Genomic DNA, 25,800 nt, shown 5'->3' on the forward strand with positions numbered 1-25,800 from the left:
GGCCTGGGGGGACGCTGGTGAATCAAAACTCGAAATTTGATGTAGTGGTCATTGGCGGTGGCCAATCCGCGCTCACCGTAGCCTATTTCTTGAGGCGTACAGGCCTTTCCTATGTATTACTCGACGCCGAGTCAGCACCGGGAGGGGCCTGGCGGCATGGGTGGGATTCTCTCCGACTATTCTCGCCGTCTGCTTGGAGCTCTATTGCCGGCTGGCCCATGCCAGCAGTATCCGAGGGGACTCCTGGGCGGGACGATGTTGTCGACTATCTAACTCAGTACGAACGCCGATATGACTTTCCCATCATCCGATCCACGCGGGTAAACCGTGTCGAGAAAATCGAAGACGGATTACGGGTTGTCGCCGAGGGAAGAGCCTGGGAGGCCAAAGCGGTTATCAGTGCAACAGGCACCTGGAGCCACCCATTTATCCCAAGCTATCCCGGACAGGAGTTGTTTTTAGGGCAGCAGCTTCATTCCGCTCATTACGTTGGGCCGGATGAGTTTGAGGGGAAAACTGTCCTTGTCGTCGGTGGTGGCAACTCGGGAGCCCAGATTTACGCCGAGGTTTCCAAAGTGGCTCAGGCAACCTGGGTAACTCAAGAAGTCCCAAAGTTTCTACCTGATGAGGTTGATGGGCGCGTCCTGTTCGAACGAGCTACTGCTCGATTGAAGGCGCAACAGGATGGTGTGGAGCCTGAGCAGCCCGCTGGAGGGTTGGGCGACATCGTAATGGTGTCATCGGTGAAAGACGCTCGTGAACGCGGTGTATTGAGCGCAGTACGGCCATTCACGCACTTCACTTCGACAGGCGTTGTGTGGTCATCAGGAGACGAAACAAAGGTGGACGTTGTCATCTGGTGCACGGGATTTTCTCCCGCGCTCGACCACCTGAGCAGCCTGGGCGTTGTAGGCCTGGACGGTAAAGTGGCTGTGGACGAAAATCGAAGTGTTGCGTCACCCAATTTGTGGCTGGTGGGTTACGGCGATTGGACAGGGCTCGCCTCTGCGACATTGATCGGAGTAACCCGCACCGCTCGGGATGTAGTCAACCAAGTCCAAAGCTATCTCACTAGCGAACCCTGATGTCTCGCGACGCAAATCGAGTGTGCCTACTGTGATGCGACTTCAAGCTCAGGAAAGAGAATAGGCTCCAGTGGAGGAGTTGCCGGACACAGCCCGAGCCGCCAGTAGCCGACGTCGTGCCATTTTCCAAGCTTGAAGCCTACCTCCGGATATGTGCCGATTTGGACGAACCCCAGCGACTCATGCAGGCCCACACTTCCTTCATTGGGCTGCGCAATTCCGGCGTACGCTGCGCGAAATCTCTGCTTATCAAGAATCGGAAGCAAGGTCTCATAGAGTTCACGGCCAACACCCTGACGGCGAGCTGACTCTGCTATGTACACCGTCACGTCAACAGCCCATCGGTAGGCCGGACGAGCCCTGTGCTGGCTTGCGTAGGCGTAGCCCTTGATCTCGCCATCCTCTTCAGCCACTAGGTAGGGATATGTCTGAAGTGTCGTCGCTATCCGCTGAGCAATTTCCTCAACGCTTGGCGGGGTCTCTTCGAATGAGATCGCTGTATTTAGAACAATGGGAGCATAAATGCGCTGGATGGCTTCTGCGTCGGTGATTACTGCCGTACGAATTTTCAAACCCTTTACAGCCATCGTGAATGATCTCTCGTTGAATAGCCGTCGTTCGGCACTCGGAATCTAACTACACTCGCCGCAGCGATGCATTTCTGACTGAAGCCGGTGACTGGTATGACTTAGAGGCAGAAACGACCGGCATGGCCAATGTACCTGCTGGGCGCGCTCGTAGGCGATCAAAATTCGCATTTGGTGAATCGAAACTCATAAATGTTAGCGTTTTCGCCTGCTTTAAAGCATTTTTTATAGGTTTTCGAGGATTTTTGAGTGAAAACTCAGATTGACAAACAGGCAATTTATTTACCGTTCGTCGGCAATGTCCATTTTATTTTCACCCCCCCCTCTTGAAAATTTTTAAGCGAGACGGAGTTCTTATATTTGAGAGCAAGATAAAAGCGGCAGTGGCCCAGGCACCGCTTTTCTCACAGGATTTCGCCGGCTTTTACATCTGATATTTACGGCTTCTAGATCACACGGTTTTGAGGACTGAAGGTGAATTTGAGGTTGGAATGGGTGGGCCGGGGGCCAAGGAGAAATCGCTTTTCTTTGCAGCCGCAGGCTGCTGCTTACGCTTTGACGTCAAACCAATAGGTTTTTTTTGCTGGGATCAGTCCGTCTGAAATTCCACCCGTCTCGGACAACAGGCTCGGCTGGCGTCCGTCGCCTTCAATGTTCTAGCAAGACGCACTCGGTGGCCTACTGCGCGCTTCGAAAATTCGGATCTGTAAACTAAATTTTTGATCTGTAAACCTCGGCGGTTAACACGTCAAAAAATTGGTTTACAGGTTGATCTGGATTCTGGCCGCGCTTGGGGCTATTTTGCCAATTTATGGATAATGCGAGCCCGACATCGGATCCTATGACCCCTCTGTCTGATGGTCAGCTCTGGTCTCTTGCCTGCGAAGCCTATGGGGATGATCTCCCTGTAATCCTTCGATCGCTATTAAGCGCCTACGAGCGTCGTCCTGGGCTGAATAATCCTATCCGTGTTCACAGGTCGGTTATCGGCGTTGATGGCTTCACAGCGCTTCGAGAGGCCCTTGTTACACAGCGCTCCAATGGTTTCCATCAGCTCGACGGTTACTTGGAAAACCGTGAACCTTTGGCTTGGCATCTCGTACGCCATCTGCAGCAGAAGCTGATAATCGATGGGCATGCCCCTGCTTCAATCCGTGACCAGCGTTTTACGGCAGACCTGGGGCTTTGACCTTGTCCCGTTGAGACACTTAGTCGACCATTTAGTCGACCATTGGGTTGATACGATCCTGATCGTCATCAGTCGTGTCGGCCTCTCTGCCCGACATCAATCGCTGCTGTTCGGACATCCACTCGCCCGCGTCGCTGAACTCTTGCATCATTTCTGCGGAACCCCATTAGTGTCAGGGGCTCCGGAGCTTTCTTGTTCTGCGTCTCCGCAAGAGAAAGAGAAACGCCCCGCATGGGCGGGGCGTGGTTACCAGCGCCGAACTCAGCGCTCTTTGTTCGCCTGTGAGAGCACGGAGCCGGCCAGGCTCAACACCATCTGGCTATGGCCCGACTCACCCAGAATTTTGCTGGCGAGCTCCTCCATCCGAGCGCTGGTTTGCTTGGTAGTTGAGGCCTGAGAAAGCGCCGAGCCAGCCAGCTCCTTGGCCAAAGCCGAGGATTTAGAATCAAGCAATACAGCCGAGGCCAGGCTGGCGATCGAACTGCTGGTTTGTTTCGCGTTAAAGCTCATATTCTTACCTTCTGATCAGAGATTAAGTGCCCCGACTCAGCGCTAGCGCATCGAACCACGCGTCACCTTTATTTGACGCGGCAGTTCGCAATTCGATGTAATGCGTTCACTCAAGTCAGGTTGACTAACCGTATGGCTTTGAGAGCGGGTGGGTCACGGAACGTTTGGCGACCTAACGTGACCACTCGCTGAACTCGCCTCCCGTATAGGGATACGGTACTGCAAACACCATATCTTGGGTGTTTTTGGCGCAGCACCCACAAGATGAGCGATTTCCGCGCAGTTATCAAGCGTTGAAGACACACATGCCCTGTGGATAATGTGTGTATATCCTGTTGGCCGTAGAGCCCAAGCTGCATACCGCTTGGCTCGCAGCGAGCCCCAAAAATTTCGAACTTTTTTCCGCTGGCCATTACGTGATTCGTCGTGAGGCTCTGAAACGCTCATGTATGCTGAACTGGCGTCGATGGGGCCAGGGCTGCCTAGAGGTAGTCGAGGAAGATCGATCCATCGTGCTCTTTGCGCACAAAGGACAGCTCTTCGGGGTATCCATCGACGCCAATCAGCTTGACTACACCGTCCGCACGCTCGTGCATGCAAACCAGAGTACACGTCGCAACCTCGGCGGCGACCTCGGCTTCATGGAGGCTATAGCGTGGGATGTGGTAAGTATCGCCGGCTTGAAGGTAAAGGCGATGTGTTTCGACTACCGCTTCACGCAGCTGAGTTTTACGCAGGGTATTCGCCGTCTGTTGAAGGTAGCGATTCCCTCCATAGATCACTTCGTACACCGGGTGGCCCGCAGTAGATCCATCGGTAACGGGCGTGCTGATGTACTGAATGTTAGTCAGCGTGCCGACCAGTATTCTGCTGCTCACATGCGTATCGTGCAGGTGGATGCGAGCGGGCATTCCCGTGATCTGGCGTACGCCGTTGGGCCAGAGATGCAGGCGCCATTGCTCAACGTCCGAGCGTTTGAGCAACATGACGTAGAAGCCGTGCGGATGCTTGAGGCATTTGGGGGGCTCCTGGTTGATCCAGGCTTTCAAGTTGTCCTTGATGAAAGCATTTGAGAGACCGGCAAGATCATGGCGGTTGAGAAAGTCCAGATCAGCTGACATACGGGGAGCTTTCCTTTACCGAAGCTTCCGCAGCCGTCACCACGTCCGACGGTATGATGCCCAAACCAAACATGGACTGGAGTACCTCGCTAGGGGCGACCTTAGTAGGTATCTCCACGCTGGCGGCCTCTCTGCGGATCAACCCCAGCTCATGCGCATACGCCGCATAGTCTCGATGGGTGCGGTGGTAGCGGTAGGCGAAGTCTTTGGGGTCTTCGCGTGTGATGATCAGCTCTTGAGACGACCCTTCGATTCGGAATGTCGACAGCCGCTTGCTTAGATAGAGATGCACGATGAGCAGAGAGGGGTAGTCCATCTGGGCCCTGGCAATGGTGAGGATGGTTGCCAGTACTTCAGACTTAACGTAATTCACGCTCCACAGCTTGCTGTCGAAGGTCGCGCTTTGCCGAAAACGAGCGTACTGCTCGCACAGCGCATCGTCCCTGAAGTCGAGCAAGATGACTTCAATCCGAATAGGTTGGCGATGCCGTTTGGCCTGTTCCAAGAGCTTCGGAAGGGTGTCAGCGCGAAAATGCCGGCCCGTCCGCACGCTGATCTGATAGTCCACGGATTCGGCAACGATGCGATCAAGATTTTGCGAGATGTCCTGAGGCAGAACGACCGCCGCCTTCTGGACTTCATTCGGGTCAACGAAAAACGAAATGTAGAGCGTGGATAGAATCGCAAATGCACCACTCGCCACCACAGACGTCAAGAAGCTGTTGAACGCGGTTAGCGCGGGCGAGGGTGACGGGATGCTTGCGATCCACAGGATGGCCAGGAAGCACAAGGCGAGCAGCGTGCAGCTGGCGATCAGGAAGCTACGGCGCTGATGAGCCGAGCTGAAAATACCGGACAGTGACATGACGTCTACCTTGTGAATTCCGTTTCGATCGCGGATTTTGCTGGGCGTGATAGCGTAATGCAAGCATGAAGCCTCACAAGCAACGGGCGCTGCGATCCGAAAACTGATCCGAGGGTGCAAATCCGAATGCTTAAGCTAGGCTAAGATCGAAGCGATCTAGGCGAAGTTTTTTCCGCTGATCAGCGCCAAAATCGAGTCTCGAATCACCGCAGCAAATGGATGAAGAATCGTGTGACATGTCACAAAGGAGTATCGCTTTGCATGATTCTTTTATGCCATACTCAATCCACTAGGCTATTTTCGCCGGTTGATCCCGCTCCAAATCGGCTGCGTGAAAGGCGCAGAATTCACGATCAACACCCAGTAGTGACGGAGGCGTTTCGCTTCCTGAATCCGGAACAAACGTGGCAAAGGTATCTGCATGGCAGGTGCTTGAGATGAACGTAATCGTAAGCTTTGAGTCGAAGTAGTGAGTGAAGCCGTCTGTCGGACATCTGTTTGGGGTGCTCACGCTGTTGATGGCGGATTCGTATAATCCGCACCTTCACGAACCATGGCGAGCTGTACCCGCTTCGGCGTCGTAAGTGTCTAACGTTAAGAAAGTCCGTAAGTCAGCAAGACCGCACCACCGGGAACGTGGGCAAAAAGAGGACAGAAAGATGAGCGTTGAGCTTTTGTATGATAAGGCCAGGAAACACATGGGCGCGACGGAAGAGGAGCGCCTACGAAAAGCGCGAGCCCGTACCTTCGTGATGACCAGAATCCTAGCCAAGCAAGCCAAAGCCCAAGCCGTGACTGATGAGATGCTTGCTCGTACCTGCAGCCTCTGAGTTTTTCTGACCTGAAAGCAGCCCCTCGTGGCTGCTTTTTTTTGCGCATAGAACAATGACTCCATACCTCGTCACGGAATTTCAGGCCGAAACGCTGAGCGCCCTGATTCGCGAATGCTTTGGCTACGAATACCTGCAGATCTTTGACAAAGAGCAGGTGAAGTACCTCTACAACTACCTCTGTCACATCGGTGCCAAGTCGATCCTGCTTGAGCCTCGGTACACCGATCGTGACTTCCTGGAAGACTATTCGCGCTACTATCTGAAGCGTTTCCGTAACGACGGTCAGGTCTGCGGGCGGCTTCATTTTTTCAGCTGCAAGCTTGACCATAAATCGCTTGATCGCATGATGATCGACAGCGCGCGCCAAGACCTGTCCCGGGCTTCGCTGCAGGACAATTACCTCGGCTTTGTGGTGATCAAACCGCTCGAAAAGACCTTCATCGGCAAGACATGCTTACGCATTGCCGGTGATCACGGCACCGGGCCAGGCACGAAGAAAAAAATTGCCAAGCGCTATGACGTCAATCTGTTCGGCATCAAGCTACATGTGAATTCGATTGCTTTCCAGGAGCAGGACAAGGTCGTCGCCGCCTGCGCGACCACTGCGATCTGGGCTGCGCTGCATGCGCTGCCAGGGCGTGATGTGAAGTCTGTCCCATCGTGCAGTGAGATCACCACCGCTGCACTCAATTTTGTGGATGGCTCGCACAACGGTTTCCCGAACAAGCACCTCACACACAAACAGATCCAGCGATCGCTCGACGTTCAGGGCTTTCGGTACCATTCCACCACACTCACTACTGAAACCCAGGGCTGGTTCCACAGCTACGCCTCTTCGCATATCGACAGTGACTTGCCGATCATTCTGGCAGGCGTCGTGTACGGGCCGGAAAGCAGCACGGCTGCTGACAAGCAGATGAAGGAAGCTGAAGCGCTGGAGGTGTTGGGGGAGTTCGATGAGCTCGACGAAACTGAGCGCGAAGAACTGAAGCTCGCAATGACGACTTCGACTTGCCAACCGATGTGCTTGAAAGGTGGCCATGCGGTGACGCTGGTGGGATATGACTTCCGAGACGGCAAAGAATGGCTCTACGTTCACGATGACCGTTTAGGCCCTTATGCGCGGGCGAAAATTGTCCCTGCGCAAGCATTCATCAAGGCTCAAGAAGACATTGGCTCTGTGGCCACTGAAGAGGTGAAGGCGTTGCTTTGCGAGCGCTGGGCGTTGGAATTCAGTCAGTGGAGCGAAAAAGCACAAGACTGGTTGCCGCCACATGAAATCCTCGTACCTGACCTCGGTATCGTTCCGGCTGACAAAAAGGCCCGTCTCGACTTCAAGTACGCGTACGGGACTGCAGAAACCATCCTCAGCCACCTCGAACGTTGGATGGTGGGCATCTGCGAGGAATCAACACTCAAGCCTGAGAAATGTTGGCACTCGATCAAGCTGGCGTCCATTTCTCAGGTTCGGGATGAGATTACCGGTCGACCCATTGGCTATGAAGTAGGCGACACCCTTGATGCCGGCGCCGAGACCCCTGTCGCGACCGCCGAGGCCATCGAGCGTTGGAACGCACACAAGTTGAGCGTCCTCACCGCACCAATGGCCCGCCTCCAGTGGAGCATTGACCTGTACTGGGGAGATCGAAAGGTGTTGAAGGTGTTGCTCGATGCCACGGACACGCCTTTGGGGGATGCTGTCTCAGCGATTTATGAACACGACTTGTTGTTCGGTGCCCTGTTCCTTAGGTGGTTCAGGGATCAGAAGGCCAATGCTCAGTACGTCGATGTTGAGCATTTCTACAGCTCGTTCTTGAAGGTGTTGGCCAAGCAAGACCAGGACTACGCCAATTACTTGAACACGACCTACGGCAAATTGCGCGCTCCCAAGCGGTTGGAGAAAAGCGAAATCACTGCTGAGGGGAAAGGCGCCAACCATACCGCGATCGAGCGATTCGACCCGCTGGCCCAGGAGCGTACCTTGGTGCGGAAATTCCCGCAGGTCGTCAAAAATCCAAAGACGAAAAACCTGATATGGGCGATCGGGAAAGATGGCAGCGTGTTCGTCGCTGAAGATTTGAAAGATCCAAAGCGCGGTCACCCGAGCATGACAGGCCTACAGGCAGCCCGGATCGCCGGGGAAATGTGGTGGCGACCCAAGGGAGGGAGGAAAGGCGTGTGGGGCGTGAATTACGGCTCAGGCCGCTACAGCTTTGACTACACCAATCCTCGGCCTTTCCTGGCCAACGCGATCACCAAGATCGCTTCTTTCTTCCCCGAAGACAGGTTTGTGGAAGAGAAGATTCGCTGAGGGACTGCGGGCGCTCACCAGGGCGCGTCTTCTCAATGTTCGCAATCGCGAGACTCGCCCAACCCAAGCCTTCGATTGACATCATCGTCACTTTTGACGATGATGGGGGCATGAGATATCCAGGCGGGAAGGGCAAGTGCTATCAGCGCTTGATCAATTTGATGCCTCCGCATCAGACCTACATCGAGACGCACTTGGGTGCGGGCGCAGTCCTGCGTCACAAAAAAACTGCAGCTCGAAACATCGCGGTGGACGTTGATCCTGCCGTTCATGACACGTGGACTGATCACCAGATTGAAGGCCTTGAGCTCATCCTGGGTGACGCGTCGAGCTATCTGAACAGTTTCACTTACGACGGCAGCGAGCTGATCTATGCTGATCCTCCGTATGTGACAGAGACGCGTCGTCGCCCCAAGATCTACCGGTACGAATATGATCAGAGCCAGCATGAACAGCTGCTGTGTACGTTGTGCAGCGTGCCGTGCAAGGTGATGATCTCCGGCTACGACAGCGCCTTGTACAACGACATGCTCCATGGATGGAGGAAGGTCACGTTTACGGCCAAAACGCACACGGATCTGCGGGAGGAATGCGTATGGATGAACTACGCTGCCCCTCAGGAACTGCACGATAGCCGTTACCTGGGCGATACGTTCCGGGAGCGTCAGACCATCGCCAGGCGTCAGTCACGACTGCGTGATCGTATCGCGGCGATGGAGTCCGTGGAACGCAACGATTTCTTGCACTGGATCGCGCAGACCTATGGCCCCGCTCAGGAGGCACGATGATGCAAAGCGGCGTAGTGTTTGTTGAGTCCACGCTGTACCAGCGCGACTTTCCTGATGCCAAGATCGAAGTGCTCCCGGGCGTTGCGTGGGGATTGATCGAAGCATTCCCGTCCCCCGCTTACTGGGCCTATCAAGTATGGGCAAACGACCAGGAACCTGAGCCGCTCAACTACAAGCTGGGAGCCACGTTGGCAGAGGAGGTCGGTGCATGCGTACTGGGCGGCCACGGAATTCCAGCGAACGTCGGACTGGCAGCATTCGCCCACCTGAGAAACCATGGCGCTTTTGAAGGGGGCCTGCCTAGTGAGGAGCAGCTGCAGGCGTGGCTAACCGTTCCGTTGAATATCGGTAGCCGCTCGGTACGCTACCGTTTTGCCAAACAGAAAGCGCGTTACCTGCACGCTGCGCTCGCTGCTCTGGCCGCAGGGGGCTATCCCTTGAGTTCCGGGCGGGCGCTTCGGGACTGGCTACTCAAGTTGCCGGGCATTGGCTACAAAACCGCTTCTTGGATTGCTCGCAACTGGCTCGATGCCGACGATGTCGCGATCCTGGATATCCACATTTTGCGCGCAGGGGCGTTAGCGGGCTTTTTTACGCCTGGCCTCACGGTGGAGCGGCACTACCTGAAGCTGGAAGCAGAGTTTCTTGCGCTGAGCAAAGCGATTGAGGTTCGGCCATCCAAGCTCGACGCGCTGATGTGGTACCAGATGATGTCCGCGCGTTCCGTCGTGCACAGCCTGCTGAACCAGACCGGCTTGAAGGCAGCCTAGTCCCTCAGTGTCGGCCCGCCCACTAGGACAAGTCCCACGCCGGTAAGCACCCCTGGCGGGGCAAGTCGACTGGCCCAGGGCTCCCCCGTGATACCCAGTGGGCAGAGCACGCAGTCTAATGCCTCAGCTACCACTGCCATCACCGCTAACAGTGCCCCGGCATCCCGCCAGATCAGGCTTTCGCCGTGTTGGTATTTGGCAGCTGTTTTCCCAAGCTCGGCCACCAGAAGCAACCGCGTCGCCTGCTCGCTGGGCAGGGTTTGCTGACACTGCTCAGTCAATCCTGCGAGGGCCTCCAATGACCCTGGTATCGCAACGAGGCCGTGCCGGCGACTGTCGTAGCGGCACCAGTTCGCCGCGCCCGGGAGGTGGGCCAGGATGTGGATGGGGTGGATAGCGCCGGCAGATGGGGTGGGCCGAAGCTCCAGATCGAAGCCGTAGTCGGATTCGGCGATGGCTTGTGTACGTGTACTGCGCCACAGTAGCTGGCTCAGCTGATCATCGCTCAAGGCCTGGAACGTTCGCCTGGTGCGTCTGTTCTCCAGAAGGTAGAAGATGTCCCGCTCGCGGACACCTTCTACCTCGGGCAACGCATGAAAACGGCCATCAGGCCAGGCGTACGGCTGATAGTGCCCTGGCTCTGGCCTTACGGTTGGGCTACTCAGCGTGATCCAGTCCATGCTCGATCTCGTGCCAAACCTCAAAATACTTGTAGCAGCCTCGGCAGTTACCACAGGGCACGTTTGATTTGTGGCAGCTATGAGCCCAGGCGAGCATTGAGGATGGGACGTTGGCTTCTTTGACTAACTCGAACGTGCTCAGATGAATCGCAGGCGCCTCGACGGTCATCTCACCTTCTTGGATGACCATCAGCTGGTTGATCGCCGCGATGAATTCCGGTGTGCCGTCGCGGTGTGAGCCATCCGACTTCACAGTGCCCAGGTAGAGCGTGTTCACACCCAGGCTGATTGCCTTCATCGCCGCCAGTGTTACGAGCAGCTGATTGCGATAGGGCCACCAGTCACTTGCAGGTGCATGTGCATCAGCCTTGTCGCCCGCCATGTCGCCGGAGCCGACAGCGCGGCAATCGATCGAGATGACATGGTGCTCAATACCGAGCTGTTTACAGAGGGTGGTGGAGGCGGAGATCTCGGCCTCTGCGGCCAACTGGCCGTAATTCAGCGTGATACCGACTTCGGGACGCAGCCACCAGGCGATGGCGAGTGAGTCCATGCCACCTGACAATAGAAGAGCGCGCTTCATAGTTCTGCTGCCTCCCAAGCGGTCTGGTAAATGGCAGTCACGAAGTCATCGGAGATGATACAGCCGGATCCGGCCATCATTTTCTGATCCTCCTCCGACTCGTTTTCCACGTACAGGATGACGGGCTTCTTGAGTGCTCGCGCGTAGCCGATCTCATAGATCGTGCCGGCGTCGAGACCATCACCGATAGCGAGCATGAGGTCGCACTCATGAATGGCCTCAAGATCCTGGTGCACGACTTCCTCTGCGGGCCCGTGCCCGACGTCATGCACCGGAGAGAACACATTCAGCCCCATCGCCAGGAGCTGACTCCGCGCTTCTTCGACCAGCCAAAGCTGTGACAACGAGAAGAAGGGGCCTGCCAGATATACCAGAGGGGCTCTACCGCTTTTCGACTTCTTCGGCATGCTGGCCGCGTCGGGGTTGTACGCGCTGAGTTCAGCCTTCGACGCGAAGCCTTGGGACTCACAATAAAAGGCGGTTGCCCGTGAAGCCAGCATCGCCGCGTCCAGTGGGGGCAGCGCCTCCTCAATCCAGAAGTAGGCAAAGGTCGCGACGAAGACGTCTCCTGACCCGACCTTCCAGACCTTAGGCGTCACGAATGAGGGGATGTGGTGTGTCCGATCTTCATGCAACAGCAGTGCGCCGGCTGGGCCCATCTTGATGATGACGATTTCGGCGCGCTGCGACTTGGCAAGGGCGCGGGCCAAGTCAGTTGCGCTCAGATCACTGCTGTCATGCAACGCTTCAGCTTCGTTTCTATTTAGGACAAGTGCCAGTCGCTCTGCCTTGGAGCCGTTCTCATGGAACGGCGCTGGGGCGGTGGCGCTCTGTGGGTCATACACCGCCTGGCGTGCATCCACAACGCAGTCACCTTCCAGGAAGCCAAAGCGTACGACGTTTGCTGCACATACTTGCAGGCTGTGCTGTTGCTTGGGCGAGGGATGTAGAGATGGATGAGACAGTCCGTGGGTATAGCGGAATTGCAGGCTGCGATCAATGGCATGGGGCTCTAGCGTGAAGCCTTCCAAAGCCGACCTCAGGCGAAGAATCGACTCTGCGGTGCTGTCTACATAGGTCGTGAGGTTAACCGTTCCGCCCAGGCGCGCTATCGCTGTAGCGCCTCGACCGCCCGAGCCGAAGAGTTCCTGCCATGTGGGGCACATGCACTGTTCGTAGTAAACCCCGCCAACGACGTTGATCATTAAGTCACTCCTGCTTGACCGGAGAGATCTTGAGCGCAATCTGGCCACCCACTTTGGACGTGACAAGCGCGCGGTACTGCGTACCGTTTTGAATGCAGGCGATCAGCCGAATCGCTTTCGGGGATGCGATACCTCCTGCAACGTGTCCATTCCAGACAGCAAGGGCGGAAAGTTCACTGCCTGCGACGCCTACTGTCATTTGCAGGGTGTCGCCGACTTTGATCTGCTCAACCACATCGGACTTCGGAGAAGCAAGGTGAGTCTGAAGGTAGAGCCTGTCACAGGCGGTCTCTGTCGGAGCTCCCGCTATATAGTCCCGGAAAAGCTTGCCATCTGAACCTGACATTACGTTCCCCAATATCCCTATGTGAAACAACGCAGCTAATCTTGGCGTCAAACCGATGGCTGTTGACAGCGGGATGACTAATGCTAGAGTGCCAGCACTCTAACCCTGCCGGCTCCAATTTGCCAATAGGCTACCGAAAGCTGTTGGCGTTACGCTCAGGGCTCAAGCATGCCAAGTTCAGCGGTGAACGCTAGCATGGCTCAGTTCGTGCTAACACAGGGCAGTGTTTGCTGATGTCGAAAATCCTCGATTTTGAGATTAAGAACTACAAAGGCATAGTCAGTACGCGCATTGAGCTCTCAGGCAAGAGTGATACGCCGATTGTGATGCTGATCGGCCTAAACGAAAGTGGTAAAACTACCATTCTCGAAGCGATATCGCAGTTCGTCAGCAGCGATAAGTCGGTCTCCAGTCTCTACGAATTCAGTCCTGAGAATAACGAAGAGTTCACCTTCATTCCCGCCAGCCAGAAGGGCTCGTTCAAGGGAACCGTTTCTGTCGCTGCCACGGTGCAGCTGGACGAAGACGAAATAACTGCGATCGAGAAGATGGCAGAAGAATTCGGGCTTTTAGTCGACAGAGAGGCTTTGGGCAAAAAGTTTCGGATCACCAAAGAAATCAGCTTTGCGAAGAATCCGAAAGGCGAAAGCACGGGCAGCCTCGGCTTGGAGCTAAATGCCAAACGGCCAAGGGAATCTGAGTTTGAGCCTTATGCGCACCCTGATAAACCTGACGAGGATTTGTGGGAGCGGGTCGCCGAGCTGGTGGTTGAGGGTGTGCCAACGGTCGCCTACTTTCCAACATTCCTGATCAATGTGCCTGAGGAAATTGAACTGGCCCCGTTTCAAGGGGAAAGTTATGAGCAACGGCACTATCGGGAGATCCTAGCAAAGATCATAGCGTCTACAAGTCAAGATGTAGACGAACATATCAACAGGCGCATTGCGCAGTACCGTGAGAAAAATGGCCCTCAATGGCTCGATACCTTTTATCGAAGCCATGAAAAGAATCAGATCGACGCAGTGTTCAAGAAGGTCTCGCAAGCGCTGACAACTGAGGTCATAGGTGGCTGGCAGCGTGTGTTTTCGCGCGAGACGACAGCAAGACGAATCGAACTGCAGTGGTCTGTTACGGGGGCTGACACACCCACGGCAATGGTTTCATTTGCTGTGAGCAATGGAGACTCCGATTACAAAGTCAGTGAGCGTTCGATTGGTTTCAGATGGTTTTTCACCTTCCTGCTACTGACACAGTTCAAGGGTGAAAGCAGCAAGCAAAAGACAATTTATGTGTTCGATGAACCTGCCGCCAACTTGCACAGCCGTGCGCAAGCTGAGCTGTTAAAATATTTTGATCAGATGGTCGGCAGTGGAGACAAAATCATCTACTCCACCCACAGTCATCATATGGTCGATCCGAGGTGGCTCTCAGGCGCTTACATCGTTGAGAACCAGTCAGCCAAGCATGATGAAGCAGACGGATATGATCTGGAGTTCCTGCCGGCAAAAATCGCCGCGATCAAGTACAAACAGTTCATAAACAATTTTCCGGGCCGGACGTATCACTTCCAGCCGGTCTTGGAGAGGCTGCAATATGTCGTTCCAGAGATAGTCGGCTCAGCCCCTTTCGTAATTTTGGAGGGAATCTCGGATTACTACGCCTTCAAAACGGCATCGGTCACGTGTGACATCCCGATAAAATTCACGATCGTCCCTGGCGTCGGTTCGAGTGCGCTTGGGAATCTGATCAGCTTTCTGATGGGGCGAGACGAGAAATTCATCGTTCTCCTAGATGACGACAAAGCCGGTCGACAAGAGCGTGAGCGATACCGGAAAAAGTATCTCCTACCTGATCGGCTCGTCATTACTTATGCCGATATTGATACGGCCTATGAGACCGGAGCGCTGGAGTTCCTTGTGGGTGAGGACAGTCTCAGGATTGTCCAAGACAAGCTGAGCTTGAGTACATTGCCCAGCAAGGATCAGTATGGGCTGTATCTCGCCGAGCAGTACCATAAAGCGGGAGCACGCGCGGGCATCTTCTCCCCGCAAGGGCTTGAGAATTTACACGCAGTGCTTCGTTTCCTTGCCCGGCAGTTCGAGCAGTCTTGAGTAGATCCGATAGCCCTGGATTTTGATCTTCGTGATCATCTGCTCTCCTTAGGTGAATGGCATGTCCGATTAGTCGGTGCATTACTCATAGTGGAGCTCACCAAATAGTCCAATCATGAGGTCGCCGTTCAGAATCTCAGAAGGCAGGGTGACGTACTGGTCAGGATGCCGAGGCAGCGCGTTTCCATCGTGCGGTGCGTTCTTCGTGTGACCTTGAACCTTCTCCCCGTTCTCCTTGATATAGGGAAGCACGACGATCCTGCCATGGTTTTTCGATAGGATCGTTCCCTCGTGCCACAAGGTGTTTCCTTCATCGCTGCTAGACTCGCCACCTGTGTTTTTCACCACCCACCGTGGTACCCCATCGTCCTCATAGACCGCAGAGTCTATCTAAGACTAGCTGCGGCAGCCCGCCCGGTGCCTTGTTACTAAATCATCGGAGGCCCATCAGGAGAACAGAGCAGCAGCGATCTGCTTCATTTTCCGCTTGATTCCTTTTTTGTTGGCCAAGCCTGCGTACAGATTCGGCAAATCCTCTTTGCGCGTGGTCACAACCGTCATGTAAGCGTCCACCAGATCTCCGGGGGCCCATAGAGTCAGCTGCTGGTGACGACTATCCAGGAATTGGGCTGCCTCTTCACTGCAAGGAGCCTGCGTTCCGATCAAGTTGAAGACTTGAAGCAAACGACCGCCCTCGACTTCATTGATTGGCGTGAATGTCGGGATCAGTGATCCGAAATACCCCAGCAGGAATAGCCCTGCCGCCGGAGTGCACTCAGGCTCGTAAAATATTGAACGGAGCTGAGTACCCAACACAGCACGGTCATTCTCGGGCAGAAGTTTCAACACACGACGCAGCGCATCAATCTGGTGAGAAGGCGGGACAGTGAAGGGCGCTTGCTTGGCGACACCCGAAAGGTGCGCAAGCATTGCGTCGTAGGCGTGGTTGGTTGTGCTGAACGGCCAATCCAACTCAATCATCCGAACCAACGCCTGAGTTCTTTGTGCCAAATCCTCGGTGATGACATTGCTCCAGCCCGCAGCATCAAGTTTGGCAAAGCGCTCATCGAAGACGAACTCCCGCATTTTCACCAGCGATGGATAGTCACCATCCAGGATTCTGGTGAGGATCAGAGGGTCAATATCTTTGAATTCGGGAAGGTTAGCTGTCGCCAACGTCCTGCCGGCAAACCATTTGAGAAAGTCCCCTTCGCTGTAGCCAAACGTGTCAAGGATCCTGGTCAGCGCCTCATAATGGTTGTACACCGGTCGTGAATACGGCCATGCAATCTTGCCTGCCCTCAGTTGTCGTACCATTACCGGTGCCATCAGGTTGACAACCTCGGACTTCAGGCAGGCCTCGATGAGCTCGCCGCTAGTCACGTTAGACCTGACCAGTGCGTTGAAAAAGTCAGGGGAGTTGGAGAGAGCATCCTCGATCCCTGGAATACCCGCCAACTCTGTGAACATCCCCTGGCGAAGGAAAATGGTCGCGATAGCGAGCTTGCTCCGGGTGGACTTGATGGCCCCGATGTGAGCAGCAACCGTAGCGCCAATTTGGATGACGTATTTCCTATAGAAGGCCAACGCTACCCAGTATCTGTCATCAGTTATGTTTGTAGGCAGATGGGTGATGATCTGAAGTACTTGGGTCTCGTCAAATTGGAAACTCCTGTCGCGACCTTCCAGCTTCAGTCGGCCAAAATACTCCACGAAGCAGGATTCCCATGCATTGTCATCGAGCGGTGTCAGGTCATATGGAATAGCGGCTGTTGAGCTGACCTGGCGGATCGCGTCCCCAATCCCATCATCATCGAGCGCAAGCTCTGCAACATCAATGACCTTCAGATCCTCACGACTGAGGATAAGGTGGAACAGAATTTCGGAGTTACTGAGTGTTCGAGGTTCAAATGGCGCTTCAAGAGCGTCAAGGTAGGCATCATAGGTCGAAATGGTCGCGGTCATCCCATCCGCTTCTTCTGGGGCATACGTGAATCCGTGCAACGCATCAAATTCTGATGCCAAGGCTTGCAGCTTGTCCCTGAAGAGCGCCTTATTCAGCCCCGCCTTTGTCAGAGCCTTGATTGCCGAATAGTAGGCATCATCGCCTTGGATCGTGTTCAGGCGGGCATCACCGCTCAAGCGGATGGAAGCCTTCGCCAAATATGGAGCAGCATCAAAACCCTCCACCAGCAAGGCCTGATGCAGTGTCAGCAGGAATTCTTTGACAGAGACATCTCCCTCCAGATAGCGGTTGAAGGAATCCATGAAACCAAAGAAGTGGGTGAGTTCTACGAATTTCTTACCGTCCTGTGCTTCGATCGCAGTTGCCAGTGGCTGGTCTATGAGCTCCGCGACCGCGATGTCTTTTGAAGTCTGGAAGTGCACCTGCAGTACTTGAATCGGCCACCCGTGGTCTACATCCAGGCCATAAAGGCTGGTAAGGAGTTGACGTGTCTTGCGCAGGCTCTCGGCGCTGACAGGATCGTTTTCCGTGCTCTGGGCCTGCTCATCGGCTGCCAGGTTTTCAGTCCCTGTGCGCAGCAGCGTTTCGATAGGCACCGCGTTGTACTTGCAGACAGCGATGTAGGCTGCGATGACCTCTAACTTCGGCTCACCTGCCGTCACAAGAACGGTTGTGGCCAGATCGTTAATAAAACGCTTCTGCAGCCTCGGGGTGACCAAGCCGTTCGCCATAGGGCTGTGTCGCTTCAGGATCAAGCTGCAGGCGTCAGCTTGATCAAGTGACACTGACCCGAAGCTCTGTACCCAAAGAGAGCGGAAGGCATCTTTCCATCCCGATGTAATGACAGGAGGTGCCCTGAACACGACAGGGAACTTTTTAGCAATGAAGTCCTTCGAATCGTAGCTTTTCTCTTCGTCGCCATTGAGGTACTTCGACACCTTGGTCGAGCAAAACGGAACGATGATGCTCAGGTTGGTGCTGGTCGAGACAGACGTGAAAATCTCAAGGTCACTCCAGACTGAGCGCAAAGTCTCGCGAGGAAGCCTGTCCAGGTTGTCGATCACAATGATGAAATGAGTCCCCGAGACCGCCGCCAGGTGTTGAGCAAGGGTTCGCTTGAGGTCAAGCGGGCTGACTTCTTTGCTGATCTCGATAGTCTCGGTGATGTGATCATCGGAGCTGCCTTTTAGAATGCTCGACAGATTCCACCGCTTTTTGCCTTTATTGCCTTTCCAGCGGTTGGCGATCATTGCAGCACCGAGAACCAGGCCTGGAAACAGTATGCCGAGTGCATAGGCCCAGTGCTTCCAGGTGTCCAGGGGTAACTGTTGATGGAGTTGCCCGAGGTAGTCACGAAGCAGTGTCGGACTGAGCACCCCGCCTGCGATCAGTAGGATGGCCCAGAGGCTGATGTGGCTTCGGGTGTCTTTGGTGTAACTGACATGTCGACCGAGCGCGATGTCTCTGCTCTTCAGCACGCGATCTCTTACCGAAGGTTTCTCACGAGCGGGGATTGCTGCAAGCACCTGATCTGTGAACAGCTCGATGAAATTACTTTTTATTGAGCCTTGGTAATTTTGCTCGCAATCAAAAAGCCACAGCCTGGTCGCCGGGTCTTGGGCTGTGATTTTTTTCTCCAGCATCTGCAGGATCGAGCTCTTACCCGAACCGAACTCACCATCCAGGCCGATTACCTTGTGGTTTTTCGGGTCTCGCAGATAGTTGTTGATCGCCGTAGCAACGCGGTCATGACTCGCGCCCTTGAAGGCATCGATCTCTGCGGGGTTTTCACTTTGAAAACTCAGAATATCCATACAGTCCTTTGTATCTGATGCGGCTGCCGGTGTGGACGCCCAGGCGCTGTCTGCTTGGCAGCCGAGGAGGCGTAATATTAGTAGCTGAAACCGCAGTGCGGTGAGGCTGAAAAGAAACGTAAAAGATACGTTGGTGTGTGGCAAATGGCTATCGAATATGAGGATGCGAGATAGCTTGTGGTGGTTAAGGGATAGTGGGGCGGATGCCTTGATTACGCGAGTTAAGCGTGTCTTGAGAATGGTAGGTTCAAGGAGTATGAGTGGGGTAAGCGGAGCACAAACCCCGAGCCCAAAGGTGTGAGGATATAAGCCCAAAGGGCCAGGACGACGGCGAGGCCGGCGGCCTGGCTTGCGACAGCCGTCCCTGGAGGGGTACGCAAGCGCGAGTTCTTTTACCGTCTGTTTCACTACGCTTATTGCATCAGAGACGGGCCCTAATATTTATCTGTTAGCGATGGTCAGGCGAATGATAACTTGCGGCGCATACGCGCATGGGCATACTTTTTTCGCACGCATAACCATACGGCACCGCAAAACACCACGCTGCCCAGTACGTCCATTGAGAACTGCCCGCCTTGGAAGATGCCACGTGTCTGCATCTGGGCGTACTCCCAGCGAAATGATGCTGCTACGTACATCGAAACAAGCACCACCAGCCACTGGGTGATGAACACTTCGGAAATGAGGGGTAGAACCTGTCTGCGCACCCCGGTTATCCACCGAGCGCGAATCAAGCTCTTGCGAAAGGGTAGCTTTCTGGCCTTGGCGAAGAACAGCGCAATCATGAGCAACGCAATCCCAGACGAGGCCAGGGATGAAAGGAAATGCTCGATGAGACTCTGATTGTTGAGCGTGATTGCCTTGAAGATCGTGTTGACGGTCGCATCCAGCCGGAAGCGACTGACTATCGCCAAAGAGGCGCCTGCGAAGGCGATTAGCAAAGCTACCCAGAAGAGCTGACGAGGGAGACCCGGTTTCTGCATGTTTTCATCCTAAAGTGAATTCCCGATCACTGAAAAAGTGATCTAGGGCAAGCTTAAGGACTTCAGGGCGGTGCGCAATCCAAAAACCATAGGTCTTTTCCGAAACCTGGCGACCGTGATGGGCCCGATTGCCAAGATGGAGTGCTGATTCAAGATAGGCTCTCGAAAGGGGGAGGCGGGCCAGTGCTCTGTGGGAACTGTGAATGCGCATGGAGGGCTGAGTCGGCGCGGACATGTCGGCTTTCGGTGTCGATGTTTAGCGCAAGTGGATATTTCCAAGCCCCCGAAACCGCCAACCATCTCTCTCCCGTTCAACCTGTCTACACGAGGTTAGCCGAAGCCTAGGGAGGTAGTCCATGATCGTTGGCCAGTGGGCGGCAAGCGGAGCGCCAGGCCGCAAGCTCGAAGGAGTGAGGATGGAGGCCCGTAGGGCCCGGTTCACGACAGCCGTCCCTCTAGGAGGGGCGCGCGAGCCCCTTGGCCTCACGCTCCATCGAAATGTGAATCTGAGGGGATCTAGACTACATAGCGGGGCCTGTTGGGGAACGCAAAGATCATGGGTTGTCACTGGTTTCTCATATCCGGCTAGCTATCTTCACCCGCACCTCCAATCACCGTAATTTGAAACGAATCACCTTACACGGGCGATGATGAATTTTTTCAATGAAACGCTTGCAAGGAAATGTGCAGATAGTTATAATTCACATATGCTAAGCAGCTCGGAACAAGCTTAAGCTAGCGGTAATGTGCAGAATGTCCAAGGGTTAAAGTTGCTCGGCCTGCCGTACAACACCGCCGCGCTGGCGTTGCTCACTCACATGCTGGCTCAGCAGTGCGACCTGATCCCCCACGAGATCATCGTCACCACCGGCGACACTCACGCCTACAGCAACCACATGGAGCAGATCCGCACCCAGCTGGCACGCACGCCGAAGAAGCTGCCGGAGCTGGTGATCAAGCGCAAGCCTGCGTCGATCTACGATTACAGGTTTGAAGATTTCGAGATCGTGGGCTACGACGCCGATCCGAGCATCAAGGCTGACGTCGCTATTTAAGCGCGATGTATTGGTAAGGAATGTGGGAGCTGGCAAGCCAGCTCCCACATTTTTATTGGATGTGCAGTTCTGGATCAGTGCCCGTGGCTGCGTCCCACATGTGAAGGCTCGGCTTCGCTGGTCTGCACACTCCCGCTCACCTCCAGCCTTTGCAGAATCCCGCATTCCGGCCCGCCGCCACAGCGCTGGCGCAGGTCGAGCAACTGTTCCTGCAACGCCAGCAGCCCGTCGATCCGCGCTTTTACATGGTGGATATGCTCATCGATCAACGCATTCACGTTCTCGCACTGGTCCTTCGGGCTGTCGCGCAGGCCGAGCAGGCTGCGGATTTCTTCGAGGGTCATGTCCAGGCTGCGGCAGTTGCGGATGAAGACCAGCCGCTCGGTGTGCGCCTGGGTGTACACGCGGTAGTTGGCTTCGGTGCGCGCCGGGGGCGGCAGCAGGCCTTCTTTCTCGTAGTAGCGGATAGTTTCCACCGCGCAGTCGGTGTGTTTGGCCAGTTCGCCGATCTTCATGGCAGCAATCTCCAAATGGGTGCTTGACCCTATAGTGGCTACAGGGTCTTTACTTGGCAACAGGCACCTTTATGGACGCGACAGAATGAGCGACTCCCTGCACACCCACGATCACGAACCCCAAAAACTCACGCCCGTGCACAACCACGGCGGCGCCTGCTGTTCCGGCACGCCGGCCCCGGCGCGGGTGCAACTGAGCGGGGCACCCACCGCAGGCTCGCGCCTGAGCACCTTTCGTATCGAAGCGATGGACTGCCCCACCGAGCAGACGCTGATCCAGAACAAACTGGGCAAGCTGGCCGGCGTGCAACAGCTGGAATTCAACCTGATCAACCGCATCCTTGGCGTCACCCACGACCTGCCGAGCACCGCGCCAATCGTCGAAGCGATCAAATCCCTGGGGATGCAGGCCGAGCCGATTGAAGAGGGCGCGCCGGTTGCCGAGCCGCCAGCGAAGAAACACTGGTGGCCGCTGGCGTTGTCCGGCGTCGGTGCGCTGGGCGCCGAGGTGCTGCATTTTTCCGGCGTGGCGCCGACCTGGCTGATTGCGCTGGTGGCCCTGGTCTCGATCCTCAGCGGCGGCCTTACCACCTACAAAAAGGGCTGGATTGCCCTGAAGAACCTCAACCTCAACATCAACGCGCTGATGAGCATCGCGGTAACCGGCGCCGTGTCGATCGGCCAGTGGCCGGAGGCGGCGATGGTGATGTTCCTGTTCACCGTGGCCGAGCTGATCGAAGCCAAATCCCTGGACCGCGCGCGCAATGCCATCAGCGGCTTGATGCAGATGACGCCAGAGCAGGCGACGGTGCAGCAGGCGGACGGCAGCTGGGTCGAAAAGGACGTCAAAGGTATTGATCTAGGCGCCATCGTGCGGGTTAAACCCGGCGAGCGCATCGGCCTGGACGGTGAAGTCACCGCCGGCCAGTCCACCATCGACCAGGCGCCGATCACCGGTGAGAGCCTGCCCATTGAAAAGACCGTGGGCGACAAAGTCTTCGCCGGCACCATCAATCAGGCCGGTTCCCTGGAGTACAAGGTGACGGCTGCAGCCAATAATTCCACGCTGGCGCGGATCATCCACGCCGTGGAGCAGGCCCAGGGCGCCCGCGCGCCGACCCAGCGCTTTGTCGACAGCTTTTCGAAGATCTACACCCCCGTGGTGTTCCTGTTTGCCCTGGGTGTGGCGATCATCCCGCCGCTGTTCATGGCCGGCGCCTGGTTCGACTGGATCTACCGCGCCCTGGTGCTGCTGGTGGTGGCCTGCCCCTGCGCGCTGGTGATCTCCACCCCGGTGACCATCGTCAGCGGCCTGGCGGCGGCAGCGCGCAAAGGCATTCTGATCAAGGGCGGCGTGTACCTGGAGGGCGGCTACAAGCTCGACTACCTGGCGCTGGACAAGACCGGCACCCTCACCCACGGCAAACCGGTGCAAACCGATTACCTTGCGCTGTTCCCCACCGTCGAAAACAGCGCCCCCGCGCTTGCCGCCAGCCTGGCCGGGCGTTCCGACCACCCGGTGTCGCAGGCAATCGCCAGCGCGGCTGTGGATAAAAAGCTACCGGTACACGCTGTGGATAACTTTGCAGCCCTGGCCGGTCGCGGGGTGCGCGGCGATATCAACGGCCAGACCTACCACCTGGGCAACCACCGCTTGGTGGAAGACCTGGGCCTGTGCTCGCCCGCATTGGAAGAAAAACTGTTCGCTCTGGAGAAACAAGGCAAGTCCGTGGTGCTGCTGCTCGACGCGTCCGGCCCGCTGGCGTTGTTCGCCGTGGCCGACACGGTGAAAGACAGCAGCCGCGAAGCCATCCGGCAATTGCACGAGCTGGGCATCAAGACCCTGATGCTCACCGGCGACAACACCCACACAGCGCAGGCGATTGCCGCCCAGGTGGGGATCGATCAGGCCCAGGGCGACCTGTTGCCCACCGACAAGCTGCAAGCCATCGAAACCCTCTACCAGCAGGGCCATCGCGTCGGCATGGTCGGCGACGGCATCAACGACGCCCCGGCCCTGGCCCGCGCGGAAATCGGCTTTGCCATGGCGGCTGCGGGCACCGACACCGCCATCGAAACCGCCGACGTCGCGCTGATGGATGATGACTTGCGCAAGATCCCGGCCTTCATTCGTTTGTCGCGACAAACCTCGAGTATCCTCAAGCAGAACATTGCGCTGGCGCTGGTGATCAAGGCGATCTTCCTGGCCGTCACCTTTCTTGGTATGGCCACCATGTGGATGGCGGTGTTCGCCGACATGGGCGTGAGCCTGCTGGTGGTGTTCAATGGCCTGCGCCTGTTGCGCAAATAAACGACGAGGGACGGGTGTGCTGAGTGCCGAGCTGAAAGCGTTTTTCATGGTCACCCGCCTGGGCAGCATCACCCAGGCGGCGAAAAAGCTCGGCCTGAGCCAGCCCACGGTCACCACCCAGATTCGTCATCTGGAAAGCCAGTACGGCGTTGAGCTGTTCTACCGTGGCGGGCGCCGCCTGACGGTCAGCGACGACGGCGCGCGCTTGCTGCCAATGGTCAAGGCGCTGTTGCAGCAGGAAGCGGACATCGAGTTTTTCCTGCGCAACAACGGCCAGGTGCAGGGCGCGCTGAGAATTGCCGCCACGGCGCCGTACTACATCCTCGATCTGGTCAAAGCCTTCCGCGAGCGCCTGCCGCTGGTGGACGTGTCAGTGGAAATCGGCAACTCGCAGCACGTGCTGGAAGCGCTGGATGACTACCGTGTCGACGTCGCCGCGTCCTCGCAACTGCTGGAAGACCCTCGGCTGATTCGCCGCGTGTTGGGCAGCGACCCGCTGGTGCTGGCGGTGCATCGCAATCATCCGCTGGCCGCGCTCGATCATGTGCCGCTCATGGCGCTGGCCGGGCACACCTTGCTGATGCGCGAAGCGGGCTCCACCACGCGCCGGCTGACCGAAGCGATGTTGCAGGACGCCGGCGTGAGTTACGGCCCGTTGCTGGAAATCGGCAGCCGCGAATCGATCCGCGAGGCGGTGCTGCGCAATATCGGTATCAGCATCATTGCGCGACAGGAAGTGCCCCATGACCCGCAGTTGCGTGTGCTGACCATCGAGAATGCGCCGCAGATTCCGGAGTACCTGTACTGCCTCAAGGAGAGGAAAGTCGCGCGCTTGCCCGCGGCGTTTCTCGGGCTGGCGCAGGAGATGTCGCCGCTCTGAGGTCTGGTGGTGGCCTTTGAATTGTTTTCGCAGGCAAGCCAGCTCCCACAGGGGAATGCATTTCAACAGGGGAGCTGGCTTGCCTGCGATGACGGCGGCCCAGACAACTCGTTTCTTTATGCCTACCCAAACCCACCAATACCACTATCACCGGGTTTTGCCTTCCTGCCACACCCGCGACGCATTGCCCCCCTAGCATGGCCTTCATCCGTTTGATGAGGTGCCCCATGACCACAGCCCTGAACAACCCCGGCGCGCCGATGCGGGTGCGCGGTATCCAGAAGCGCTTCGGTGCCTTCACCGCGCTGGACAACGTGTCCCTGGACGTCGCCGCCGGCGAGCTGGTGTGCCTGCTGGGCCCCTCCGGTTGCGGCAAGACCACCTTGCTGCGTTGCATCGCTGGCCTTGAGCGTCAGGACAGCGGTGAGCTTTATCTGGGCGAGCGCGATGTGTCGCTGCTGCCGCCCCAGGCGCGGGACTACGGCATTCTGTTCCAGTCCTACGCGCTGTTTCCCAACCTTACCGTCGAAGCGAACATCGGCTACGGCCTTACCGGCAGCGGCCGCGATGAGGTGCGTCAGCGCGTCGGTCAGATGCTCGCACTGGTGGACCTGATCGGCAGCGAAAAGAAATACCCCGGCCAACTCTCCGGCGGCCAGCAGCAGCGCGTGGCCCTGGCGCGCGCCCTGGCCCCGGCGCCGTCGTTGCTGTTGCTGGACGAACCGATGTCGGCCCTCGACGCCCGTGTGCGTGAGCATCTGTGCACCGAGCTGCGCCAACTGCAACGACGCCTGGGCGTCACCACCCTGATGGTCACCCATAACCAGGACGAAGCCATGTTGATGGCCGACCGCATTGCCGTGATGAACAACGGCAAGGTCGAGCAATACGCCACACCCCAGGCGATCTACGACCGCCCGGCCACGCCGTTTGTGGCGGAGTTTGTCGGTCAGGGCAACTGGCTGCCGTTCAGCCGCAACAGCGCCAGCCACGCCCAGGTCGGCGGGCTGAACATGCGCCTGGCCGAGGACGCGGGTGTGGCCACCTCCGGGCGGCTGTTCTGCCGACCGGAAGCCATCAGCGTCAACCCGCCCATGCATGAAGAAAACCTGTTCCCGGCCAAGGTGCGCGAGATCACGTTTCTCGGCAACCGCTGCCGTATGAGCTTCGAGCTGGAACACCTGCCCGGCCACCCGCTGCTGGCCGAACTGGCCCCGGAAGCCATGCCGCGCCTGGGCGCCCAGCACATCTGGGTGGCCTTGCCGCCGCGCAGCCTGCAGGTGTTCGCCTGA

19 protein-coding genes and 2 pseudogenes are annotated in these 25,800 nt (G+C 56.6%); 9 read left to right on the plus strand and 12 right to left on the minus strand.

Going from position 1 to position 25,800, the window contains the following annotated elements; all coding sequences use genetic code 11:
• The first annotated feature begins 14 nt into the window (after positions 1–14).
• Positions 15–1,085 carry an ArsO family NAD(P)H-dependent flavin-containing monooxygenase gene (locus TU75_RS02345; protein WP_060548104.1) on the plus strand — a complete coding sequence of 357 codons (1,071 nt, stop codon included), beginning with the start codon at positions 15–17 and terminating at the stop codon, positions 1,083–1,085.
• 26 nt (positions 1,086–1,111) lie between these two features.
• Here the strand turns inward: TU75_RS02345 and TU75_RS02350 are convergent, their stop codons facing one another.
• From TU75_RS02350 to TU75_RS02370, 4 genes are all read right to left on the minus strand, one after another.
• Entirely contained in the window at positions 1,112–1,672 is a 561-nt protein-coding gene (locus tag TU75_RS02350) for an arsinothricin resistance N-acetyltransferase ArsN1 family B (RefSeq protein WP_060548105.1), read from the minus strand.
• A 1,450-nt stretch (positions 1,673–3,122) separates the two neighbouring features.
• The gene (locus TU75_RS02360) at positions 3,123–3,371 is read right to left on the minus strand and encodes a hypothetical protein (RefSeq protein WP_058410833.1); all 249 of its coding nucleotides are present in this window, start codon (positions 3,369–3,371) and stop codon (positions 3,123–3,125) included.
• A 482-nt stretch (positions 3,372–3,853) separates the two neighbouring features.
• The gene (locus TU75_RS02365; RefSeq protein ID WP_060548107.1) at positions 3,854–4,492 is read right to left on the minus strand and encodes a hypothetical protein; all 639 of its coding nucleotides are present in this window, start codon (positions 4,490–4,492) and stop codon (positions 3,854–3,856) included.
• Positions 4,482–5,357 carry a hypothetical protein gene (locus TU75_RS02370; RefSeq protein ID WP_060548108.1) on the minus strand — a complete coding sequence of 292 codons (876 nt, stop codon included), beginning with the start codon at positions 5,355–5,357 and terminating at the stop codon, positions 4,482–4,484. The genes TU75_RS02365 and TU75_RS02370 overlap by 11 nt, the downstream gene beginning before the upstream one ends.
• An 885-nt stretch (positions 5,358–6,242) precedes the next feature.
• On the opposite strand from TU75_RS02370, the gene TU75_RS02375 reads away from it, so the two are divergent.
• The 3 genes from TU75_RS02375 to TU75_RS02385 are packed head-to-tail and all read left to right on the plus strand — an operon-like array spanning position 6,243 to position 10,059.
• Positions 6,243–8,501 (plus strand): hypothetical protein, encoded by a 2,259-nt coding sequence (locus TU75_RS02375; RefSeq protein WP_060548109.1) that lies wholly within the window; start codon positions 6,243–6,245, stop codon positions 8,499–8,501.
• Between the two features lie 35 nt (positions 8,502–8,536).
• Entirely contained in the window at positions 8,537–9,289 is a 753-nt protein-coding gene (locus TU75_RS02380; RefSeq protein WP_228385892.1) for a DNA adenine methylase, read from the plus strand.
• Entirely contained in the window at positions 9,286–10,059 is a 774-nt protein-coding gene (locus TU75_RS02385; RefSeq protein WP_228385891.1) for an 8-oxoguanine DNA glycosylase, read from the plus strand. Before TU75_RS02380 ends, TU75_RS02385 begins: the two co-directional genes overlap by 4 nt.
• On the opposite strand, the gene TU75_RS02390 is transcribed toward TU75_RS02385, so the two are convergent.
• From TU75_RS02390 to TU75_RS02405, 4 genes are read right to left on the minus strand one after another with little or no spacing between them, the layout of a single operon-like run.
• Positions 10,056–10,739: a nitroreductase family protein gene (locus TU75_RS02390; RefSeq protein WP_058410829.1), complete on the minus strand. Its 684-nt coding sequence runs from the start codon at positions 10,737–10,739 to the stop codon at positions 10,056–10,058. The genes TU75_RS02385 and TU75_RS02390 overlap by 4 nt on opposite strands.
• The gene (locus TU75_RS02395) at positions 10,717–11,322 is read right to left on the minus strand and encodes a 7-cyano-7-deazaguanine synthase (RefSeq protein WP_060548110.1); all 606 of its coding nucleotides are present in this window, start codon (positions 11,320–11,322) and stop codon (positions 10,717–10,719) included. The genes TU75_RS02390 and TU75_RS02395 overlap by 23 nt, the downstream gene beginning before the upstream one ends.
• A complete protein-coding gene (locus tag TU75_RS02400; protein WP_060548111.1) occupies positions 11,319–12,527 on the minus strand; it encodes a PfkB family carbohydrate kinase in 1,209 nt (402 codons plus the stop codon). Before TU75_RS02400 ends, TU75_RS02395 begins: the two co-directional genes overlap by 4 nt.
• A 4-nt stretch (positions 12,528–12,531) precedes the next feature.
• Complete coding sequence (locus TU75_RS02405) at positions 12,532–12,873, minus strand: hypothetical protein (RefSeq protein WP_069665435.1); 342 nt, start codon at positions 12,871–12,873, stop codon at positions 12,532–12,534.
• A 233-nt stretch (positions 12,874–13,106) separates the two neighbouring features.
• Here TU75_RS02405 and TU75_RS02410 point away from each other — a divergent pair, with 233 nt between their 5' ends.
• Complete coding sequence (locus TU75_RS02410) at positions 13,107–14,984, plus strand: AAA family ATPase (protein ID WP_060548112.1); 1,878 nt, start codon at positions 13,107–13,109, stop codon at positions 14,982–14,984.
• An 81-nt stretch (positions 14,985–15,065) separates the two neighbouring features.
• On the opposite strand, the pseudogene TU75_RS27965 reads toward TU75_RS02410, so the two are convergent.
• The 3 genes and pseudogenes from TU75_RS27965 to TU75_RS02425 all read right to left on the minus strand — a co-directional run.
• Positions 15,066–15,359: pseudogene (locus tag TU75_RS27965) on the minus strand (hypothetical protein); the annotation flags it as partial.
• A 72-nt stretch (positions 15,360–15,431) separates the two neighbouring features.
• Positions 15,432–18,764 (minus strand): P-loop NTPase fold protein, encoded by a 3,333-nt coding sequence (locus TU75_RS02420; RefSeq protein WP_060548114.1) that lies wholly within the window; start codon positions 18,762–18,764, stop codon positions 15,432–15,434.
• Positions 18,765–19,222: 458 nt separating this feature from the next.
• Positions 19,223–19,747, minus strand: coding sequence for a hypothetical protein (locus TU75_RS02425; RefSeq protein ID WP_060548115.1), 525 nt, complete (start codon positions 19,745–19,747; stop codon positions 19,223–19,225).
• A 773-nt stretch (positions 19,748–20,520) separates the two neighbouring features.
• Here TU75_RS02425 and thyA point away from each other — a divergent pair.
• A pseudogene (thyA, locus tag TU75_RS02430) lies at positions 20,521–20,802 on the plus strand (thymidylate synthase); the annotation flags it as partial.
• A 74-nt stretch (positions 20,803–20,876) separates the two neighbouring features.
• Here the strand turns inward: thyA and cadR are convergent.
• A complete protein-coding gene (gene cadR / locus TU75_RS02435; RefSeq protein WP_060548117.1) occupies positions 20,877–21,317 on the minus strand; it encodes a Cd(II)/Pb(II)-responsive transcriptional regulator in 441 nt (146 codons plus the stop codon).
• An 85-nt stretch (positions 21,318–21,402) separates the two neighbouring features.
• Between cadR and TU75_RS02440 the strand changes: the two genes are divergently transcribed.
• The 3 genes from TU75_RS02440 to TU75_RS02450 all read left to right on the plus strand — a co-directional run bounded on the left by TU75_RS02440 (position 21,403) and on the right by TU75_RS02450 (position 25,800).
• Positions 21,403–23,628 carry a heavy metal translocating P-type ATPase gene (locus TU75_RS02440; RefSeq protein ID WP_060548118.1) on the plus strand — a complete coding sequence of 742 codons (2,226 nt, stop codon included), beginning with the start codon at positions 21,403–21,405 and terminating at the stop codon, positions 23,626–23,628.
• A gap of 16 nt (positions 23,629–23,644) precedes the next feature.
• Positions 23,645–24,508, plus strand: coding sequence for a LysR family transcriptional regulator (locus tag TU75_RS02445; RefSeq protein WP_060548119.1), 864 nt, complete (start codon positions 23,645–23,647; stop codon positions 24,506–24,508).
• Positions 24,509–24,735: 227 nt separating this feature from the next.
• Positions 24,736–25,800: a putative 2-aminoethylphosphonate ABC transporter ATP-binding protein gene (locus tag TU75_RS02450; RefSeq protein WP_141719154.1), complete on the plus strand. Its 1,065-nt coding sequence runs from the start codon at positions 24,736–24,738 to the stop codon at positions 25,798–25,800.

The organism is Pseudomonas poae, from assembly GCF_001439785.1.
In the GTDB taxonomy this organism is placed as follows: Bacteria; Pseudomonadota; Gammaproteobacteria; order Pseudomonadales; family Pseudomonadaceae; genus Aquipseudomonas; species Aquipseudomonas poae.

Bases quoted from the DNA above. Each gene is read 5' to 3' on its own strand.
- TU75_RS02390 (WP_058410829.1), bottom strand. From the start codon at position 10,739: ATGGACTGGATCACGCTGAGTAGCCCAACCGTAAGGCCAGAGCCAGGG.
- TU75_RS02380 (WP_228385892.1), top strand. From the start codon at position 8,537: ATGTTCGCAATCGCGAGACTCGCCCAACCCAAGCCTTCGATTGACATC.
- cadR (WP_060548117.1), bottom strand. From the start codon at position 21,317: ATGAAGATCGGCGAACTGGCCAAACACACCGACTGCGCGGTGGAAACT.
- TU75_RS02360 (WP_058410833.1), bottom strand. From the start codon at position 3,371: ATGAGCTTTAACGCGAAACAAACCAGCAGTTCGATCGCCAGCCTGGCC.
- TU75_RS02440 (WP_060548118.1), top strand. From the start codon at position 21,403: ATGAGCGACTCCCTGCACACCCACGATCACGAACCCCAAAAACTCACG.
- TU75_RS02365 (WP_060548107.1), bottom strand. From the start codon at position 4,492: ATGTCAGCTGATCTGGACTTTCTCAACCGCCATGATCTTGCCGGTCTC.
- TU75_RS02375 (WP_060548109.1), top strand. From the start codon at position 6,243: ATGACTCCATACCTCGTCACGGAATTTCAGGCCGAAACGCTGAGCGCC.
- TU75_RS02350 (WP_060548105.1), bottom strand. From the start codon at position 1,672: ATGGCTGTAAAGGGTTTGAAAATTCGTACGGCAGTAATCACCGACGCA.
- TU75_RS02385 (WP_228385891.1), top strand. From the start codon at position 9,286: ATGATGCAAAGCGGCGTAGTGTTTGTTGAGTCCACGCTGTACCAGCGC.
- TU75_RS02405 (WP_069665435.1), bottom strand. From the start codon at position 12,873: ATGTCAGGTTCAGATGGCAAGCTTTTCCGGGACTATATAGCGGGAGCT.
- TU75_RS02400 (WP_060548111.1), bottom strand. From the start codon at position 12,527: ATGATCAACGTCGTTGGCGGGGTTTACTACGAACAGTGCATGTGCCCC.
- TU75_RS02370 (WP_060548108.1), bottom strand. From the start codon at position 5,357: ATGTCACTGTCCGGTATTTTCAGCTCGGCTCATCAGCGCCGTAGCTTC.
- TU75_RS02420 (WP_060548114.1), bottom strand. From the start codon at position 18,764: ATGGATATTCTGAGTTTTCAAAGTGAAAACCCCGCAGAGATCGATGCC.
- TU75_RS02425 (WP_060548115.1), bottom strand. From the start codon at position 19,747: ATGCAGAAACCGGGTCTCCCTCGTCAGCTCTTCTGGGTAGCTTTGCTA.
- TU75_RS02410 (WP_060548112.1), top strand. From the start codon at position 13,107: ATGTCGAAAATCCTCGATTTTGAGATTAAGAACTACAAAGGCATAGTC.
- TU75_RS02395 (WP_060548110.1), bottom strand. From the start codon at position 11,322: ATGAAGCGCGCTCTTCTATTGTCAGGTGGCATGGACTCACTCGCCATC.
- TU75_RS02450 (WP_141719154.1), top strand. From the start codon at position 24,736: ATGACCACAGCCCTGAACAACCCCGGCGCGCCGATGCGGGTGCGCGGT.